This window comes from Yeguia hominis, assembly GCF_014384705.1.
Classification (GTDB): Bacteria; Bacillota; Clostridia; order Oscillospirales; family Acutalibacteraceae; genus Yeguia; species Yeguia hominis.
This window is the reverse complement of sequence record NZ_JACRSN010000009.1, coordinates 1-17600: the sequence shown is the minus strand read 5'-3', so window position 1 is coordinate 17600 and position 17600 is coordinate 1. Positions and strand designations below refer to the sequence as shown.

The following is a 17600-nucleotide window of genomic DNA, read 5'->3' as shown; positions in this document are numbered from 1 at the left end:
GTTTTATGATAGAATGGGATCGGAGGTGGTCTGCGATGAAGCCGATTCTTTTCGAATCTGATATCAACCCCGCCACCGCGGAATATCCCTTTATCAACAAAGCAAGCCGGAACATCACCTACGCCGCACATTTCCACCGGGAAGTCGAATTGCTGTTTGTCACAGAAGGCTCGCTTCTCGCCTCCAATGAAACGGAGACCCTTCTGCTGCAAAAAGGTGATTTTTGTCTGTTTTTGCCCGGCGAAATTCACAGCATGCGGACAGAAACCGAGAACTGCGAATTGCTCATGAAACTTTATGTTCCGCAGTCCTGCAAATCGCTTGCCGAACGCCGGCTTTGCTGCAGCCGGATTTCTCCCGGAGACTGCGCTTATCCGGCGCTCCGGGAAATTATCGCCACAATTCTCAAAGAGGATGCCGAACGGCAGCCGGGCTATCAGGCCGCAGTGGCGCTGGAAACCGCAAAATTGCTTTTGCTGCTTCTGCGGGAACTGAAAAGCGCACCCATTCTGCCGGAGGAGCGCACCCGTCTGCGCAACGCGTCGGCACTTTTGGAAACCGTTCTCGCCTATCTGAGTGCACATTACCGCGAGGAAATCACGCTGGAACAAATCGCCTCCTGCTGCGGGTACTCCAAATATTATTTCGCACATCAGTTTCAAAAAGCCGCTTCGATGAGTTTTATGGATTATTTAGCGCTATACCGGCTCGAAAAAGCCGCGGCGGCGCTTTCGTTCTCCTCTGACCGGATTATCGATATCGCCTATGAAGCCGGATTTCGCAACATCCGTTCTTTCAACCGGCTGTTTCAGAAATATTTTCACCTGACGCCCAGCGCTTACCGGACGCAGGTTCACCACACACAAGCAGAAAGGAGCCTGTCCCGATGACCCGCTTTTCTCAGGAAATTCTCGAAAAATGGCAGGTACGCAAAACCCGCCGGCAAAAGGCCGCTTTTCGCCGTCGCCTGACCGATAAGCTTTCCGCCGCAGGATACCCGGTATTTGAGGAACGGCACGGCCTGACGAGCGGAACGGTCAATGTCGTCGTCGGAGACGCGGACCGCGCGGATCTGCTCTTTACCGCGCACTATGACACCTGTGCAGTGCTGCCTTTTCCGAATTTCATCGCCCCGCGCAATCTGTTCGTTTCTGTGCTATACCAGCTTTTTCTGGTGCTCCTTCTGGTTGCGCTGAGCATCTGCGTTCAGCAAATGGTCTTTTGGATCACCAAAAGCGGAGAGGCTTCTTTTTTTGCCTACCTGCTGGCGCTCCTCCTCTTTTGTGCACTGCTGCTCTTTGGTCCGGCCAACCGCCATACCAGCAATGACAACACCTCAGGCGTCATTGCGCTGACCGAAGCCATTCTCAGTCTCTCTCCGGAAGCTTTGGCCGACCGAAAAATTGCCTTTGTCTTTTTTGACAGAGAAGAATGCGGCCTGATCGGCTCCTCCGCCTTTCGGCGCCGACACAAAAAGACGCTTCGGAATACAGCTGTCGTGAACTTCGACTGCGTTTCTGACGGGGATACGCTGCTGTTTGCGGCAAACCGGCGTTTTGTAGCAGACGGGGCGCTCTTTGAGAAATTTCAGGAAGCGTTGCCTGCGGATCCGCAAAAAAAAGCGGTTGTTTGTTCGTCCGCTTCGATTTTCTACCCATCCGATCAAATCGGATTTCAAAAGTACGCCGTTGTCGCCGCATTGCGGAAATCCAGGCTCTTTGGACTTTATCTGAGCCGGATCCACACGCCGCGCGACACGGTGTTTGACGAAACCAATCTGGATCTGCTCCGCAGATTTATTTTGCGCCTCTCAGAATCTTCCGGCGCATGAAAGTTTGAGGGATTATTATGAAACAGCAAAACAAAGCATTCCTGCGCGAAGCGCTGCGGCTGACGCTTCCGATCTCCATGCAGTTTCTGGTCGCTTCCGCCGTCAATCTTGCCGACGTGATTATGCTCGGCCGGCTTGGCGACGAACAGGTTGCAGCCGCCGGTGCCGCAAACCAGATTTTCTTTCTTCTCAACCTCATCTCGTTCGGCATTTTTTCCGGCGCATCGGTCTTTCTGGCACAGTTTTGGGGTGCAAAGGATGTCCGGAACACACGGCGAACCATCGGTATGATGTACATTCTGGGCATTACCGCCGCGCTGCTCTTTACAGTCGGCGCAATTTTTCTGCCCCGAACGCTCATCAATTTTTATGCCCATGAAGCATCCGTCATCGACTACGGCGCAGGCTATCTCTCCATCGTCGGAATCAGCTACGTTCCGACCGTGATCGGATTTGCGCTTTCCGTTGTCTGCCGGTCTACCGGAAACATGAAATTGCCAACCTTTACCAGCGTGCTCTCCATGATGATCAATATTGTGGGAAACGCCATCCTGATTTTCGGGCTCTTGGGTGCGCCGGCGCTCGGCGTCAACGGCGCCGCCATCGCAACGGTTATCGCCCGTACCGTCGAGTGCGCGGTGCTGGTTTTCTTCATTTACCGCCACAAAATGGCCGGCGCCGCAACTTTCCGGGAGCTTTTCTGCTTTGACCGCATGTTTGTCCGCCGGTATGTAAAAACTACCGCACCGGTTCTCATCAACGAAACGCTCTGGTCCATCGGCACCTCGCTTTATTCTGTCGCCTTCGGGCTTTTGGGCACAAACGCCGTCGCCGCCGTCCAGATTGCCAACACCATTGCACAGATGCTGCTTGTCTTTGTCCGCGGAGCCGGAAATGCCGCTGCAATCATGATCGGCAACAAAATCGGCGCTGGCAAAGAGGAAGAAGCCTTTGCGGACAGCAAACGCTTTATGATTCTGATGCTCGTGATCGGCTCTGTCGTCTGTGTTGCCGTCATTTTATTGCGTCCGCTCATTCTTTCGATTTATAACGTTTCGGACGAAACGCTTCAGTTCGCAAACGAACTGCTTTTGCTGCACGGTCTGACCACCATACCGGACTCTATCAATATGCTGGTCATTGTCGGTGTCTGCCGAAGCGGCGGCGACACCAAGTTTGCCTGTCTCCTAGACACGCTCTCCGTCTGGCTGCTCGGCATGCCGCTCGGATTTTTAGGCGTCTATCTCGGCTTTCCGCTCTGGGCGGTTTTCCTCTGTGTCAGCACCGAAAAAATCGCCAAACCGATTCTCGGAATTCCGCGCGTCTATTCGAAAAAGTGGATCAACAACGTCGTCTCGGACCTATAGGAGAATCAGAATGAATATCGCCTGCTGCATCCTTTGTCCGCGCGCCTGCCGTGTCAACCGCACTGCCGGAGAAACCGGATTTTGCGGAATGGACGATACGCTGCGGGTCGCGCGCGCTGCGCTGCATTTTTGGGAAGAGCCTTGTCTTTCCGGCACGCGCGGCTCCGGCGCCGTTTTCTTTTCCGGCTGTTCGCTGCGGTGTGTGTACTGTCAGAACGACCAGATTTCCGGCGGAGAATCGGGATTGCCGATTTCCACACAGCGCCTATGCGAAATCTTCTTTGAGCTGAAAGCGCAAGGCGCACACAACATCAATCTCATTACACCGACGCACTTTGTCCCACAGATCCGTGCGGCGCTGCAGGAAAGCCGGCGGAACGGGCTTGGAATTCCGGTTATCTACAACACCGGCGGCTATGAACTGCCAAAGACGCTGCAGCTGCTTGACGGTCTGGTGGACATTTATCTGCCGGACTTTAAATATGCCTCCTCTGCGCTTGCCGCACGGTATTCGCAGGCAGCCGACTATCCGGAATGCGCAAAACAGGCCATTGCGGAAATGGTGCGCCAAACCGGCAGCGCTGTTCTGGATGAGGACGGCATCATGCAGCGCGGAACCATTGTCCGCCATCTGCTTCTGCCCGGTCAGCTTTCGGATTCCAAAGCGGTGATCCAGGCGCTGTTTGAAACTTACGGCAACCGGATCTGGTACAGCCTGATGAACCAGTACACGCCGGTTTCCCGGCCCGATCTTCCGCCCGAACTGCGCCGGCCTGTTTCGCAGGAAGAATATGACGAGCTTGTGGATTATGCCGCCGACCTCGGAATTGAAAACGGATTCATTCAGGAGGGCGGCACCGCAGAAGAAAGTTTTATTCCTCCGTTTGACAATACCGGTGTTCTCGCACCGGGTCGTTAGCGATGTGTTGTATATTTCATGATGACTGGTAAAGGAGTTTTCTTATGTCTGCCAAAAAACTGCGGGGCAATCTGCTCCTTCTTTTGACCGCAACGATCTGGGGCACCGCGTTTGTCGCACAAAGCCTCGGAATGTCCTACATCGGACCGTTCACCTTTAATGCAATTCGAAGCATTGTCGGTGGAATCGTTCTGATTCCCTGCATTTTTTTATTTGACAAACTGACCGGCCGGCATCCGGCGGAAGATCCCGCCGTGCGCCGCAAAGCGCAAAAAACGCTTTGGACCGGCGGAATTGCCTGCGGTATTGTTCTGGGGATTGCAAGTTCCATTCAGCAATTGGGTATTTCTTACACCACTGCGGGGAAAGCTGGGTTTATTACCGCGCTTTATATCGTCCTCGTCCCCATTCTCGGTCTTCTTTTCCGGCGGCATGTTTCGTGGTCTGTCTGGGTCGGCGTCGCGCTTGCGGTCGGCGGGCTCTATCTGCTCTGCATCAACGAAGAATTTCAAATCGGAACCGGCGACCTGTATGTGCTGATTTGTGCGGTTTCCTTTGCAATCCATATTCTGATTGTCGAGCATTTTTCGCCCAAGGTGGACGGCGTCCGGATGTCCTGCATTCAGTTCTTTGTCGCAGGCATTCTTTCGGCGATTCCCATGTTTCTGTTCGAAACGCCTTCCATCCCGGATATTACAGCCGGAATTCTTCCGATTCTTTATGCCGGCGTACTCTCCAGCGGCGTCGCCTATACGCTGCAGATTATCGGCCAGAAGGATGTCAGCGCGACAACGGCGGCGCTGATTATGAGCCTGGAATCTGTCATTGCGGTACTCTCCAGCTGGCTGATTCTGAAAGAAGCGTTTACCGTGCGGGAACTGATCGGCTGTGTGCTTATGTTTGCCGCAACTATTCTTGCACAGCTTCCGGACAAACGCACGCCGCAGGTTCCGTCAAAAGTCTCCTAAATCGGATCGTTTTTCTTGACATCCCTGTTTCTTCTATTTATACTTGATATAGTTGTGTCCGCTGGAAAGACGGACCAAAAAAAGTCCAAATTTTTAAGGAATGGAGTTTATTGGCATGAATCATCAAAAATTCCCCCGTGTCCTCTCCGCCCTTGCACTGCTCTGTGCCTTTCTGCTTGTTTTTTCCGCCTGTGGAAAAGATTCTGATTCCGACAGCGCCTATTCTGCCATCAGTGAAGATTCCGCAAGCGAAGCCGAAAATCCTGCCGCGTCTTCCAGCGAGGCTTCTTCAGAGGTTTCGTCGGATGAGCCGTCTTCAGAAAGCTCCTCTGACCCTGCGCCTTCCGGCACGGATGCTGCACCGGGGCTGGTTGCGGAATCTGCCCGTGTGGATGCCAGCTATTTCGACGACGCGGTTTTTGTCGGCGACTCTGTCAGCTTAAAACTGGAATACTACAACGTTGCGACCGGCGTGATGGGAAACGCAAAGTTCCTGACTTCCGGCAGCCTCGGAAGCAACAATGCGCTCTGGGATGTCAGTGAGGAATCTGTCCATCCTTCCTATCAGGGCGAAAAGATGCGCATTGAGGACGCCATTCCGCTGACCGGCGCCAAAAAAGTCTATATCATGCTCGGCATGAACGACATCGGCGCTTACGGTGTGGACGCTTCGGTCGAATCCTTCCAGACGCTGATTGGAAAAATTCTTGAAAAAACGCCTGACGCCACAATCTATGTCCAGTCTGTTACGCCGAAGGCAGAAGGAACCGAGTGGGAAACGCTCAACAACCAGACCATCACGGAATACAATGAGAAGCTGCTTGCTGTCTGCGAGGAAAACGGATGGTATTATCTGGATGTTGCTTCCGTCATGCACGATGACAACGGATTTTTGATTGCAGATTATTGCAGCGATCCCGGCCCGGACGGTATGGGCATCCATTTCACCGATAGCGGCTGCCAGACCTGGGCGGATTATCTTTATACCCACACAGCGCCTGAAAAAGCCGGCGCTGCATCCCCTGACACAGAAAGGATCTGACTATGATGAAAAAACTGACTGCGCTGCTCCTTGCAATTTTGCTGCTGTTCTCATTCTCCGCCTGTGCTTCCAACGCATCGGCAAAAGACGTCAATCTGGAAGAAGTTCGAACCAAAATTACTTCTGAGCTGTACGGAGACGATCCGGGTCTGGTTTCTGTGCTCGCCACTTCCGATCTTCTGAATCTTTACGGCATCCAGGAAGCCGACGTCAAACAATCGGCCTGCTTTATCGGGACATTCGGCAGCGTCTTCCCCGATGAGGTTCTGATGGTAGAGGCGGTTGACTCTGCTGCTGCAGGCCGGATTCAGGAAAAGCTGGAAAATCGGCTCAAGGAAGTCAAAAATCAGTCGCAAAGCTATGACGCAGAGAATTATGCGCTTGCGCAGAAATGCGAAGTGAAAACAAACGGCAACTATCTCTGTCTTTTCCTTTCTCCCAAATATGCGGAAATCCAATCCATTTACGACGGATTTTTCGCTTAAAATTAAATGGAGCCAAGCGGGTGGGCAAAGTGGTCCGCCCGCTTCTTTTCATACAATCAAGATAGAGGAGGAAGATCCGTTTGGTTTTTTCCAGTCTGTTGTTTATTTTTCTGTACCTTGCGGCGGTACTGCTGATTTATTATATTTTGCCGAGACGGTTTCGCAATCCGTTTTTATTTGTCGCAAACCTCGTGTTTTACGGTTATGGAGAACCGGTATTTATTCTGCTCATGCTCTTTTCCACCGCGGTCAACTACGGCTACGGATTGCTGATTAACCGCTATCGGGATCGGAAGCGCCTTGCCAAAGTGCTTCTGGTAACCTCGATTGTGATTAACCTCGGCCTTTTGGGATTCTTTAAATATGCAGGCTTTGTCACGGAAACGGTAAACGCGATTTTCCCGGCCGCAGCGCTGGCGGTGCCGCTGATCCCGCTTCCCATCGGCATCTCCTTTTATACCTTTCAAACCATGTCGTACACCATCGACGTTTACCGCAACGACTCTCCGGTGCAGCGCAATTTCATCTCTTTCGGCACCTATGTTGCGCTGTTTCCGCAGCTGATCGCCGGCCCGATTGTCCGCTATGTCGATGTTGCCGACCAGCTGGACAACCGGCGGGAAAACTGGGCGCAGTTTAACCGCGGCGTCAAGATTTTTCTTGTCGGGCTCGCCAAAAAAGTTCTGATTGCCAACCAGATGGGCAGCCTTTGGAGCACCCTCAAAGCGACCGGTGCAGAAAACGGACTCATCGGCTCCTGGGTCGGCATTTTTGCGTTTGCACTGCAAATTTATTTCGATTTCAGCGGATATTCCGACATGGCGCGCGGGCTTGGAAATATGTTCGGGTTTGAATTCCTGAAGAACTTTGACTATCCCTATATTTCCAAAAGCATCACGGAATTCTGGCGGCGCTGGCATATTTCGCTCGGCACCTGGTTCCGGGAATATGTGTATATTCCGCTGGGCGGCAACCGGAAAGGCAAGCCCCGCCTTCTGCTCAATTTGCTGATTGTCTGGTTTTTAACCGGTCTCTGGCACGGGGCAAGCTGGAACTTTGTCCTTTGGGGATTATATTTCGGCCTTCTCCTGATTTTCGAAAAATTCTTCCTGCTGAAAGTTCTGGAGCGCTTGCCGGCGTTTTTCTCGCACCTTTACGCGCTCTTCTTCATCGTTCTCGGCTGGGTTCTGTTCGACTTCACCGATCTTTCCGCCATGGGCAGTTATCTGCACGGGATGTTTTCCCTGCGAAGCGGCTGGATCAGCACAGAAGCGCTGCCGCTGATTCTTTCTTATCTTCCGCTGTTTGCCGTCGCAATTTTTGCATGCCTGCCGCTCGGAAAACGTTTTTACTACCGTATCCAAAATGCGCGCTGGTGCTGGGCCGCAGAACTTGGCGTCTGCACCGCGGTTCTATTTCTCTGCACCGCGTCCCTTGTCCGGCAAACCTACAATCCGTTCCTATATTTTCGCTTTTAAGGAGGGCACAAGAACATGGAAAATCAAAAACGACGCGTGCCGTCCTTTGTCTTTTTGCTGTTTGTCGGCGTTTTGACGATACTCTTCTTTGTTTTGCCAAAAGAAGCGTATTCCTCCGCAGAAAAACGCGTGCTGGAAAAAACGCCGGTATTCTCCTGGTCATCCTTGACGGATGGTTCTCTGGGCAGCAGCATTGAGCGGTATCTCTCCGATCATTTCCCCGGCCGCAAATTTTTTGTCGGTCTCAACGCATATTATGAGCTGTATACCGGCCGAGGCGGAAATTCCGGAATTTACCAGGGAAAAGACGGGTATCTCATCAGCACACCCGTCGCGTACAGCGAGGAAACCGTTGCATCCAATGTGTCGCGGTTCCGCCAGTTTGCGGAGAATACCGGTCTTCCCGCCAAATTTTTGCTGGTTCCCTCGACCGGATCGATTTTGGAAGAAAAGCTTCCTGCTGTACATGAGCCCTATCATGATGACGAAATCTTCCAAACCGCACAGGAAAACCTGGGCTCCATCTCTCTGATCGATCTGCGTCCGGCTTTTCTGGAAAACCGGGATACGCTCCCGCTTTATTACCGCACGGATCATCATCTCACCACCGAAGGCGCTTATCTCATGTACACAGAGTTTTGCAAGGCAGCGGGAATTGCCCCCGTTACAGAGTATGAAAAAGAAATCGTCCCCGGATTCTACGGCACGACCTATTCCAGAAGCGGTCTCTGGTTCAACGCCCCGGACGATATCGAACTTTGGAGCAACCAAAACGGCCCTTATCAGGTTACGATCTCGGATGCCGGAGTTGACCCTGTTGTACAGGACAGCCTCTTTTTCCGGGAACATCTGGAAGAAGACGACAAGTATCCGGTTTTTCTGGATGGGAATCACGGTCTGGTCAAAATCGAAAACCAGTCTGCGCCAAAGGGCAGTCTCCTGATCGTCAAGGACTCCTTTGCGCACTGTATGACAACCTTTCTTGCACAGCATTACCGCGAGATTTATCTCGTCGACATGCGCTATTACCGTCAGCCGCTCTCCTCGCTCGTAGCGGAAAACAACATCGAAGAACTGCTCTTCCTTTACGGCGTCGACAACCTTGCGACTGACACCAATACCGCCTGGATTCAGTAGGCATCCTATACCGGCAGGATGGCGCTTTGTGTGCATCCTGCCGGTTTTTTACACAAATTTGCAAGTTCAGATTCATAATCCGAACGCTTCCGGGAATGATTTGTATTGTAGCAGAAATCAAAACTGGAGGTTATCTGAAAATGAAAAAAACAGTTGTACTCTTTCTGGCCGTTCTGATGGCCGTCACGTTCTGCGCCTGCCGTTCCTCAAACGCCGGCAATTCCAGCATGAATTCCGGCATGGAAAGCGGTTCCGGAATCGATTCCTCTATGGCGGAGTCCTCCGGAAGCCTGGGATCTGACATCGTATCCGGTGTGGATGATGTGGTCTCCGGTGTTGAAGACGTCGTCTCCGATGTCGTATCCGGCGCAGAGGACATCGTCGATACGGTGTTTGGACTGGACGATCTCCGCGGCGCCTATGAAGATGCAGGCTTTACCGTTACGGACGGAACCTATGGCGACGGTCAAAAAGCATTTACCGTTAAAAATGGAAAATATGACGATGAGACCAGCTACCAGGTTGTCACGTACGACACAGCCGAAGAAGCCCAGAAAGAATGTGACAAAATCAACAGTGAAGGCAAGAAAACCGCTTACACGAGAGGCAACGCCCTTTTGATTGGCGAAAAGGATTATGAACATCACGACGAATACAGCAAACCGTTCCAGGAATACAAGAAATAATGGTATCTGTATCCCGCTTTGTTTCTCCCGCTTCCGAATTTCGGAGGCGGGAGTTTTGCGTTAATAAACGCAGTGTTGATTTTCTTTTTATTTTCCCGTATAATAACAGAAGAGAATTCCACGCAGAAAGGAACTGTTATGGAGACCAAGACCGTTGACCGGAGAATCCGAAAGACGAAGCGCCAGCTGCGTGCCGCGCTCGTCAAACTGATTGCGCAAAAAAGTGTCCAGGAAATTACGGTAAAAGAACTTGCGGATACGGCGGATATCAACCGCGGGACCTTTTATATTCATTATCGGGACGTCTATCATCTCATTGAGCAAACCGAACAGGATATTTTGGAAGAATTTCAGCAGCTTGTCCGAACCTGGACAGAGAACCCGCAAAAGCGGAATTCCTATCGGTTTTTGATCGAAATTTTTTCTTTTTTCGCCGACAATTCGGAAATTTGCATTGCGCTGATCGGAAAAAACGGAGATATCCGTTTTCTGGAACAGCTCAAAGATGTTGTGAAAAGCCCGGGCTTTCGGGAATGGATCCTCGCGGAAAGCGGAATCCAGCCGCAAGACTTTGCCTATTGTTATGAGTTCATTGCATCCGGCTGCGTCGGCCTGTTTCAGGTCTGGGTGGAAAACGGTATGCAGGAACCGCCGGAAGCCATTGCGCGCTTGACGGAACGCCTGATTTTGCAGGGAATCCGCGCTCCGCTGCGGCCAATTTCAGATTCTGGACATGCAAAGGCTTGACAAGGCTTTCCTTCTGTGATAAATTAAAATCAAACAACAGGGTGCTGAGCAATCGGCTGAGATGGAGAATTTCTCCGAACCTTTTTTACCTGATCCGGGTAATGCCGGCGTAGGGAAACAGTTTGCTTTCAGATTTTTTCATTTTGGAAAAGTCGGGAAGGATTGGAAAAGGCGCCCCGCAGTTTGCGGGGCTTTTTTTATTGGTCTTGGCCCCAGCTTTTGCGTTCTGATTTTCAGGAGGGATTTTTTCATGGAAGCTTCAAAAACCAAACAGGGGAACATTCTCCGTTTGACGGAAAGTGCGATTATGATCGCCTTCGCCACCGTCCTCAGCGAAATCAAGCTGCTGGAAATGCCGATGGGCGGAACGGTTACCGCATTCAGCATGCTCCCGATTATCATCATCGCCTATCGTTACGGAACCAAATGGGGCCTTTTGACGGGCGTCACCGCAGGTTTTTTGCAGATGCTGCTCGGCATGCAGAACTTAAAGTACGGCGCTACGTTCCTTTCTGTCGTCTGCATTATCCTGTTTGACTATCTGGTTGCATTTGGCGTCCAGGGCTTTGGCGGCATCTTCCGCGGCAAGCTGAAATATCAGGCGGCCGAGCTGGCTGCGGGCTCTGTCGTTGTCGGCATTCTCCGTTTTTTGTGCCACTTCATCACCGGCTGGACCATTTGGGGCGTCTGGGCTCCGGAAGGCATGCCTGCATGGCTCTACTCGCTCTCTTACAATTCGACCTACATGGTGCCGGAAACGATTATCACCGCCGTCGGCGCTGCGCTGATTTCGCTCGTTCTCGATTTCAGAAGCCGCGATATCACCCGCCAGCGCAGCACAGACGCTGCTTCTTCTGCCACACCGCGCAGCAATACGGCGTTTGCGGCAAAACTTACAGGTATTCTGTCCATCTGCGGCGGTCTGCTCTATGTCATTTCCAGCGTTGTCTACACGTTCTTTGCGTCCTTCACCGATGAAACCATTGCTATGCCGGAAGGCGCCCATCTGCTCGCTGTGATCGGTGTAACCGCCGTTATCGGAATCGTGCTTTACGCCCTTGGCGAGGTTGTGCAGATTCTTTCCGACCTTCGCGCAGGAAAAGACAACAAATAGTACAACAACCGATCTAAGAACCACAAAAAATTTTTCAGCCGCTTCTCTTGCGAAAGCGGCTGATTTTGCTTATAATAAGAAGTGTTGTTGTGATGCAAACAGAAACAAGTCAGAACAAGCAAAAAACGGAAAACCAAATCGAAAGGAGTACCGATATGAACTATTCCGCAGAAGTGCAACACATGTGCACGGTAAAAAAGGGACCGCACCATGGACCCGCTCCGATCCCGGAAGAGGGCAAATGGGTAAAATCTTATGAAATCAAAGATATCAGCGGTCTTTCCCATGGAATTGGCTGGTGCGCACCGCAGCAGGGTGCATGTAAGCTGACGCTCAACGTAAAAGAAGGAATTGTCCAGGAGGCACTGGTCGAAACCATTGGCTGCTCCGGCATGACGCATTCCGCTGCTATGGCGGCTGAAATCCTGCCCGGCAAGACGCTGCTCGAGTGCCTGAATACAGACCTCGTCTGCGACGCCATCAACGTTGCAATGCGTGAAATCTTCAAACAGCTCGCCTATGGCCGTACGCAGACCGCGTTCTCTGAGGGCGGCCTTCCGGTCGGCGCAAGCCTTGAGGATCTCGGAAAAGGTCTCCGTTCTCAGGTCGGCACCATGTTCAGCACCGCTGCAAAGGGCGTACGCTACATGGAAATGGCAGAAGGTTATGTCCTCTCCACTGCACTGGATGAGAACGACGAAGTCATCGGCTACAAGTTTGTCCGCCTCGGCAAAATGCTCGAAGATATCCGCCACGGCGTAAGCCCGGACGAAGCGTTCAAAAAGAACATCGGCCAGTACGGCCGTTATGACGGCGCGGCCAAGTATATTGACCCGCGTGAAGAATAAGGAACCGATATCGAAAGGAGGCAACACGAAATGGCAAATGACGTAATGTTCGAGGGCAAGGAAAGAAGAATTGCCAAAATTGAAAAATGCCTTGCGGAATATGGAATCGCAAGTTTGGAAGAAGCGCGTGACCTTTGCCTCAGCAAAGGCTTCGACGTTGACAAGATCGTAAAAGGCGTACAGCCGATCGCATTTGAAAATGCCAGCTGGGCCTATACCCTCGGCTGCGCAATCGCGATGAAAAAAGGCGTAAAGTCTGCTGCAGAAGCTGCTGAGGCCATCGGTATCGGCCTGGAAGCATTCTGCATTCCCGGTTCTGTTGCGGAACAGCGTAAAGTTGGTCTCGGCCACGGAAATCTCGGCGCGATGCTCCTGCGCGATGAGACAAAGTGCTTTGCATTCCTCGCAGGCCACGAGTCTTTCGCTGCTGCAGAAGGCGCCATCGGAATTGCCCGCACCGCAAACCGCGCGCGGAAAGAACCCCTGCACATCATCCTCAACGGTCTTGGAAAAGACGCTGCTTATATCATTTCGAGAATCAACGGCTTCACGTATGTGAAAACGGATTACGATTTCTTCAATGATGAACTCCATGTTGTCGAGGAGCGTCCGTTCTCTGACGGTGAGCGCGCAAAGGTTAAATGCTATGGTGCAAACGACGTTCTCGAAGGCGTTGCCATCATGAAGCATGAGGGCGTTGACGTTTCCATCACGGGTAACTCCACGAACCCGACCCGCTTCCAGCATCTGGTTGCAGGCACCTATAAAAAATGGGCGCTTGAAAACGGCAAGAAGTATTTCTCCGTTGCGTCCGGCGGCGGCACAGGCCGTACGCTCCATCCGGACAACATGGCGGCTGGTCCGGCTTCCTATGGTCTGACCGACTCTATGGGCCGTATGCACGGCGACGCACAGTTTGCCGGTTCTTCGTCTGTTCCTGCGCACGTTGAGATGATGGGTCTTATCGGCATGGGCAACAACCCGATGGTTGGTGCGACCGTTGCCTGCGCAGTTGCAGTTTATGAGGCACTGAAATAAGCGATTTTCAAATTTCGCAAACCATTTATGGCCGCTTCGTACAGAAGCGGCCATTTTTTAAAAATACCGTCAACTATAAACGCGATATAAAAACGCCTTTGCCACAGCCTCGTGTCAGAGGAAATCGGCTGAAATGGCACACAAACCCGTCATACTTTTCCGGAGGGGACCATCATGACAAACAGAAAAAACATTCTCGTAATGGCGTACAGCCGCACAGAGATCCGAGAAAAACTGCTGGATGCATTTGGCCAGCAATGTTGTTTCCAATTCGCGGAAACGCCTGACAGCGTGACGATCAAACAGCTTCAAATGGCAGACGCTATCATTGGAGAACCCGACGAGGCACAGCTTGCGAATGCCACACATCTGCAGTGGCTCCAGCTTACCTGGGCGGGTGCAGACCGCTACACGCAAATGACAGGATTTCCGGACCGTGTCACGCTGACAAACGCTTCCGGTGCATTCGGTACGATTATCGCCGAATATGTCATCGGCGCCATTCTTTCACTGTATCGCGGGTTGCCTGTTTACTGGGAAAACCAGCAAAAGCATTTATGGAAAAAGCAGGATGCAGACGAGACCATTTACGGAAAAAATGCTCTGATTCTGGGGGCCGGTGATCTCGGACGGACGATCGCCGGGCGTCTGAAAGCGTTTGGCGCATATACCGTCGGAATCCGAAAAAGGCCGGAATGTCCGGATGCTTTTGACGAGATTCATCCGATCCGCGAACTGGATTCCCTGCTGCCGGAAGCAGATTTGCTCATCGGATGCCTTCCCGGAACGCCTGAAACCGCCGGGCTTCTCGGGCGCGCCAGACTCCAGCGGATGAAGGCAGACGCGCTGCTCGTCAATGTCGGCCGGGGAAGTCTTCTCCATACAGCAGACCTGGCCGAAGTATTGGCAGGCGGCCATTTACGAGGCGCCATTTTGGACGTCACAGAGATAGAACCCTTGCCGGAATCATCTCCGCTTTGGGATCTGAAAAATGTCCTTTTGACACCGCACATCGCTGGGCCAAGCTTTGCCCGGAACACCGGCACACAGGCCTGGATCTGGGAAATTTGCATGGACAATCTGCGCCGCTATCTCGCCGGCGCCCCCCTGTCGCACGTGGTCAACCGGCAGGCCGGGTATTAAAAAGGTATAAAAAAAGTCAGCGTCTGAACAACGCTGGCTTTTTTGCTGTTTTCCACACGGGGAAACTCCGCGCCGCGAGCATTCCGCCGGTATCCAGCGTGCTGTCTTCGCCAAAGATTAAATTGACCGCTTCCCGGTAATCGTCTGTTCCGGTACGCATTTCTTCGATGCCTTCCCGGATGCTCTCCGCTGCGCTCTGTATCGGATTGAGATAGGAGTTATCGTCCGTCTGCTGCGCATTTTGAAAATCCTCATATGCCTGCGCCGCATCGGAAAGTGACTCGATGTACTGGTCATAGACCGCAATTCGTTCGCTGACCGCTTCCTGCTCTTCGATACAGGACTGCACATAGCCGCTCGACACGTCTCCGGTACGTTCGATTTCTTCCTGCAGCCGCTGGTATTCCGCAGCCAGCATGTCCTGTTCATACTGGGCTTGAATTTTTTGCAGCTCGCGCTGTGCATCATTGTATTTTTCAACAGCCTCGGTGTTCATTTGATAGCCACCGACAGTTTCCGTCAAAAAGGCGGCGTAGTCGCTGTTGGCCGCAATCAGGCTTTGATAGGTTTCCTCGGAGATTATCCCATTTTTCGACTGCTCCTGCATGGCCTGACGTGTCAGGTCCAGTTCCGAGCGGAGAGCGGAATAAGAATATGCAAGATTATCAGTCGTATCGCTTGCATTAATCCAGTCGTTTATGATATCATTAAAAATATCAGAAGAACCTCTGCCTTTAAATCCTAAATTTTGAAAGGCGTTTACAAAGGTTTGTCGGAATGGATCATCAAGTTCCATGCCGTCAAACAGGCTTTTAAATGTTTTCTGTGCTTTTTCTTTAAACTCATCTGCGGACATTTCGCCCTTTGCAAATTGTTCTTTCCAATTGGTCAGATTTGAAAATGCTTCTTGAACCTCGGGTCCGGCATTATAAAGTGGATTCAGAATATGATTGGTAATATAGTTTTGGACGTCTTCTTCGGTTTCGAGGCCGAGTGCGCTGAAATCAAGGCCGGAAACCATGTTGGCGGCGAGCTTCTGCATTTCCCCATTGAGTTCTCCGTAGCGGAAGTCGGACTGCATTATCGCGTCTGCAACAGGGTTTATCTGCTTCCAGCGGTCGGCGGTCTGCTGGTTGATTCCTTCAATTTCCGCATCAATTGCGGCAAGTGCGGTTTTGTATTCTTCACTGTTGAAAATAGGTGTGTAGTTATAATAGGTTGTAGCAGAGTGCACGTCAAATTGATGTTCAAGATTATCCTTGTTTACGGTTATTCCTACATCTGCCAAGTATTTGTTAAGTGTTTCAGCCGAGTCTTGGTTTATTTTTGAATAGTCTAAATTATTATAGAAGTCTAATCTTTTCTTTTGATCTTCAAGCTCTTTAATCCTTTCATCGTTTTGTTTCTGATTGCTCTGTACTCCTTCCAAGACGGTGGGCAGAGTATCTGCTGTTTCCTGGTTGGCGAGCTGGCGCTGTTTTTCCAAAAGCGTATCAAAGGCGGCAGAGAGTGTTTCCACGTTCCCGGAAAGATTCAGCATGGCGTTGCCGTTGGAATCGTAGCCGGTAACCAGTTCCGGAAACAGCGCGGCCAGTTCGTTATTGAGAGAAAGAAATTCAGCATATTCCGTGTCGGTTAGGCTGATGTTGGTGCCGAGCGCCCCGACGCCTTGGGAGAGCTCGATGTAGCGCGGCGCGATGGACTCAAGGGAACCCTTGAGCTCGCGGTAACCGCCTGCCGTTTCGCTGATGGACTGAAACGCTTCGTTGCCCGCTTCTGCGCTTTCGAGCAGCTTTTCATCCGCATGGATCAGATTGTCGACCAGCATGGTCAGCCCGCTGACGACAAGCTCAACGATAACGGAAAGCCCCATCGACATGGCTGCATTGAGTGCGTATTGCGCCGCGGTCATGGCAACCGTTTTGAGTTTTGCGCCGACAAGCTTGGCGCCAAGACCGTCAAGACTAACGGCGCTTCCTGCACTTTTTGTGGCAAAGTATTGTGCTGCATCACTTGTATTATTTAAACATTCTTCATATGCACTTTGTATATCTATTCCTTCTGAAAGAGCTTTGTTGTATGCCTTAATTGCTTGGATATCGGTCTTATTACTAACCTCAAATCCTTTGAAGTAAAGCTGGTTTCGCATTTTATCCAGTTGTACGGGAGCTTCATTCAGTATATGTTTTCCGGTTTTTAAAATTTGTGGGGTTAAAAACCGGATTGACATTAATTTTTATAAAAGGATAGTGATTGTAGTGAAGTGTATTAAGGTAAAAATGAATACTTGTGAAAAATGTGGAAATATTTTTCCAAAAAGAATTGAAATTTGTCCAAAATGCAATATTCCTCTGATCGACTATAGTGATTGGATAGAGAAAAGAGGAAATCCGCAACATTTGCCCAAATGCCCGCTTTGCGGTTCCTTCTACTTAAAACCATATTATGGTAGCGGCAATCCTTATAATCAACACACATTTATCTGTTTGAATTGTGGCTATCGTTTTTAATTAGCCAACTGATATGCCAAAGTCCGCGGTACTTCCAAGAGTGTCTTGACACTCGACCGCGGCGCCTGCGCCATTAAGCGCAGATCAGACTTTCTCTTACCGGCGCCGCACGCCGGAAGCCCCGTAAAGTCGTTGAACCTTCTCCCGCGCGGCCCCGTCCGCACGACGTTTGTATCCCGCTTTTGCGGGACTTAGGAGCTTGGCTGCGGATTGGGCACACCGCCTACTTCTTAGAGCGTTCGCACCTGCCGTTTCCGGCTATGCTGTCGCAAGGCGGCTTTGGCCCT

General features: G+C 51.4%; 16 protein-coding genes and 1 riboswitch. Of the genes, 15 read left to right on the top strand and 1 reads right to left on the bottom strand.

The features are described from left to right. Nucleotides 1-35: 35 nt before the first annotated feature. The 15 genes from IAG03_RS07210 (at nt 36) to IAG03_RS07140 (ending at nt 14803) form a co-directional block, all read left to right on the top strand. Nucleotides 36-890 carry an AraC family transcriptional regulator gene (locus IAG03_RS07210; protein ID WP_249319449.1) on the top strand — a complete coding sequence of 285 codons (855 nt, stop codon included), beginning with the start codon at nt 36-38 and terminating at the stop codon, nt 888-890. Next, nucleotides 887-1831 carry a M28 family peptidase gene (locus IAG03_RS07205; protein ID WP_249319448.1) on the top strand — a complete coding sequence of 315 codons (945 nt, stop codon included), beginning with the start codon at nt 887-889 and terminating at the stop codon, nt 1829-1831. The genes IAG03_RS07210 and IAG03_RS07205 overlap by 4 nt, the downstream gene beginning before the upstream one ends. 17 nt (nt 1832-1848) lie before the next feature. Further along, nucleotides 1849-3198 (top strand): MATE family efflux transporter, encoded by a 1350-nt coding sequence (locus IAG03_RS07200; RefSeq protein WP_249319447.1) that lies wholly within the window; start codon nt 1849-1851, stop codon nt 3196-3198. A gap of 10 nt (nt 3199-3208) precedes the next feature. Further along, the gene (locus tag IAG03_RS07195) at nt 3209-4117 is read left to right on the top strand and encodes a radical SAM protein (protein WP_249319446.1); all 909 of its coding nucleotides are present in this window, start codon (nt 3209-3211) and stop codon (nt 4115-4117) included. A gap of 44 nt (nt 4118-4161) precedes the next feature. After that, nucleotides 4162-5085 carry a DMT family transporter gene (locus IAG03_RS07190; protein WP_249319445.1) on the top strand — a complete coding sequence of 308 codons (924 nt, stop codon included), beginning with the start codon at nt 4162-4164 and terminating at the stop codon, nt 5083-5085. Between the two features lie 115 nt (nt 5086-5200). Beyond that, entirely contained in the window at nt 5201-6127 is a 927-nt protein-coding gene (locus IAG03_RS07185) for a GDSL-type esterase/lipase family protein (protein ID WP_249319444.1), read from the top strand. 5 nt (nt 6128-6132) lie between these two features. After that, nucleotides 6133-6612, top strand: a complete 480-nt coding sequence (locus IAG03_RS07180) for a DUF4358 domain-containing protein (RefSeq protein ID WP_249319443.1) — start codon at nt 6133-6135, stop codon at nt 6610-6612. An 80-nt stretch (nt 6613-6692) separates the two neighbouring features. Next, the gene (locus tag IAG03_RS07175; RefSeq protein WP_249319442.1) at nt 6693-8090 is read left to right on the top strand and encodes an MBOAT family O-acyltransferase; all 1398 of its coding nucleotides are present in this window, start codon (nt 6693-6695) and stop codon (nt 8088-8090) included. Nucleotides 8091-8105: 15 nt separating this feature from the next. Then, nucleotides 8106-9227, top strand: a complete 1122-nt coding sequence (locus IAG03_RS07170) for a DHHW family protein (RefSeq protein WP_249319441.1) — start codon at nt 8106-8108, stop codon at nt 9225-9227. A 140-nt stretch (nt 9228-9367) separates the two neighbouring features. Next, nucleotides 9368-9913: a hypothetical protein gene (locus tag IAG03_RS07165; RefSeq protein WP_249319440.1), complete on the top strand. Its 546-nt coding sequence runs from the start codon at nt 9368-9370 to the stop codon at nt 9911-9913. A 138-nt stretch (nt 9914-10051) separates the two neighbouring features. Next, nucleotides 10052-10660, top strand: a complete 609-nt coding sequence (locus IAG03_RS07160; protein ID WP_249319439.1) for a TetR/AcrR family transcriptional regulator — start codon at nt 10052-10054, stop codon at nt 10658-10660. A 27-nt stretch (nt 10661-10687) separates the two neighbouring features. After that, nucleotides 10688-10795, top strand: a riboswitch (TPP riboswitch). A 115-nt stretch (nt 10796-10910) separates the two neighbouring features. Continuing rightward, on the top strand, nt 10911-11774 hold the full coding sequence (gene thiT, locus IAG03_RS07155) for an energy-coupled thiamine transporter ThiT (protein WP_249319438.1): 864 nt from the start codon (nt 10911-10913) through the stop codon (nt 11772-11774). A gap of 155 nt (nt 11775-11929) precedes the next feature. Next, complete coding sequence (locus IAG03_RS07150) at nt 11930-12622, top strand: iron-sulfur cluster assembly scaffold protein (RefSeq protein ID WP_249319437.1); 693 nt, start codon at nt 11930-11932, stop codon at nt 12620-12622. 30 nt (nt 12623-12652) lie between these two features. Beyond that, nucleotides 12653-13660, top strand: coding sequence for a GGGtGRT protein (locus IAG03_RS07145; protein ID WP_249319436.1), 1008 nt, complete (start codon nt 12653-12655; stop codon nt 13658-13660). A 174-nt stretch (nt 13661-13834) separates the two neighbouring features. Beyond that, nucleotides 13835-14803: a D-2-hydroxyacid dehydrogenase gene (locus IAG03_RS07140; protein WP_249319435.1), complete on the top strand. Its 969-nt coding sequence runs from the start codon at nt 13835-13837 to the stop codon at nt 14801-14803. Between the two features lie 16 nt (nt 14804-14819). Here IAG03_RS07140 and IAG03_RS07135 read toward each other — a convergent pair whose 3' ends face one another. Then, nucleotides 14820-16952 carry a hypothetical protein gene (locus IAG03_RS07135; RefSeq protein WP_249319434.1) on the bottom strand — a complete coding sequence of 711 codons (2133 nt, stop codon included), beginning with the start codon at nt 16950-16952 and terminating at the stop codon, nt 14820-14822. Between the last annotated feature and the right edge of the window lie 648 nt (nt 16953-17600).

Bases quoted from the DNA above. Each gene is read 5' to 3' on its own strand.
- thiT (WP_249319438.1), top strand. From the start codon at position 10,911: ATGGAAGCTTCAAAAACCAAACAGGGGAACATTCTCCGTTTGACGGAA.
- IAG03_RS07160 (WP_249319439.1), top strand. From the start codon at position 10,052: ATGGAGACCAAGACCGTTGACCGGAGAATCCGAAAGACGAAGCGCCAG.
- IAG03_RS07150 (WP_249319437.1), top strand. From the start codon at position 11,930: ATGAACTATTCCGCAGAAGTGCAACACATGTGCACGGTAAAAAAGGGA.
- IAG03_RS07145 (WP_249319436.1), top strand. From the start codon at position 12,653: ATGGCAAATGACGTAATGTTCGAGGGCAAGGAAAGAAGAATTGCCAAA.
- IAG03_RS07180 (WP_249319443.1), top strand. From the start codon at position 6,133: ATGAAAAAACTGACTGCGCTGCTCCTTGCAATTTTGCTGCTGTTCTCA.
- IAG03_RS07200 (WP_249319447.1), top strand. From the start codon at position 1,849: ATGAAACAGCAAAACAAAGCATTCCTGCGCGAAGCGCTGCGGCTGACG.
- IAG03_RS07140 (WP_249319435.1), top strand. From the start codon at position 13,835: ATGACAAACAGAAAAAACATTCTCGTAATGGCGTACAGCCGCACAGAG.
- IAG03_RS07190 (WP_249319445.1), top strand. From the start codon at position 4,162: ATGTCTGCCAAAAAACTGCGGGGCAATCTGCTCCTTCTTTTGACCGCA.
- IAG03_RS07135 (WP_249319434.1), bottom strand. From the start codon at position 16,952: ATGCGAAACCAGCTTTACTTCAAAGGATTTGAGGTTAGTAATAAGACC.
- IAG03_RS07165 (WP_249319440.1), top strand. From the start codon at position 9,368: ATGAAAAAAACAGTTGTACTCTTTCTGGCCGTTCTGATGGCCGTCACG.
- IAG03_RS07170 (WP_249319441.1), top strand. From the start codon at position 8,106: ATGGAAAATCAAAAACGACGCGTGCCGTCCTTTGTCTTTTTGCTGTTT.
- IAG03_RS07195 (WP_249319446.1), top strand. From the start codon at position 3,209: ATGAATATCGCCTGCTGCATCCTTTGTCCGCGCGCCTGCCGTGTCAAC.
- IAG03_RS07205 (WP_249319448.1), top strand. From the start codon at position 887: ATGACCCGCTTTTCTCAGGAAATTCTCGAAAAATGGCAGGTACGCAAA.
- IAG03_RS07185 (WP_249319444.1), top strand. From the start codon at position 5,201: ATGAATCATCAAAAATTCCCCCGTGTCCTCTCCGCCCTTGCACTGCTC.
- IAG03_RS07210 (WP_249319449.1), top strand. From the start codon at position 36: ATGAAGCCGATTCTTTTCGAATCTGATATCAACCCCGCCACCGCGGAA.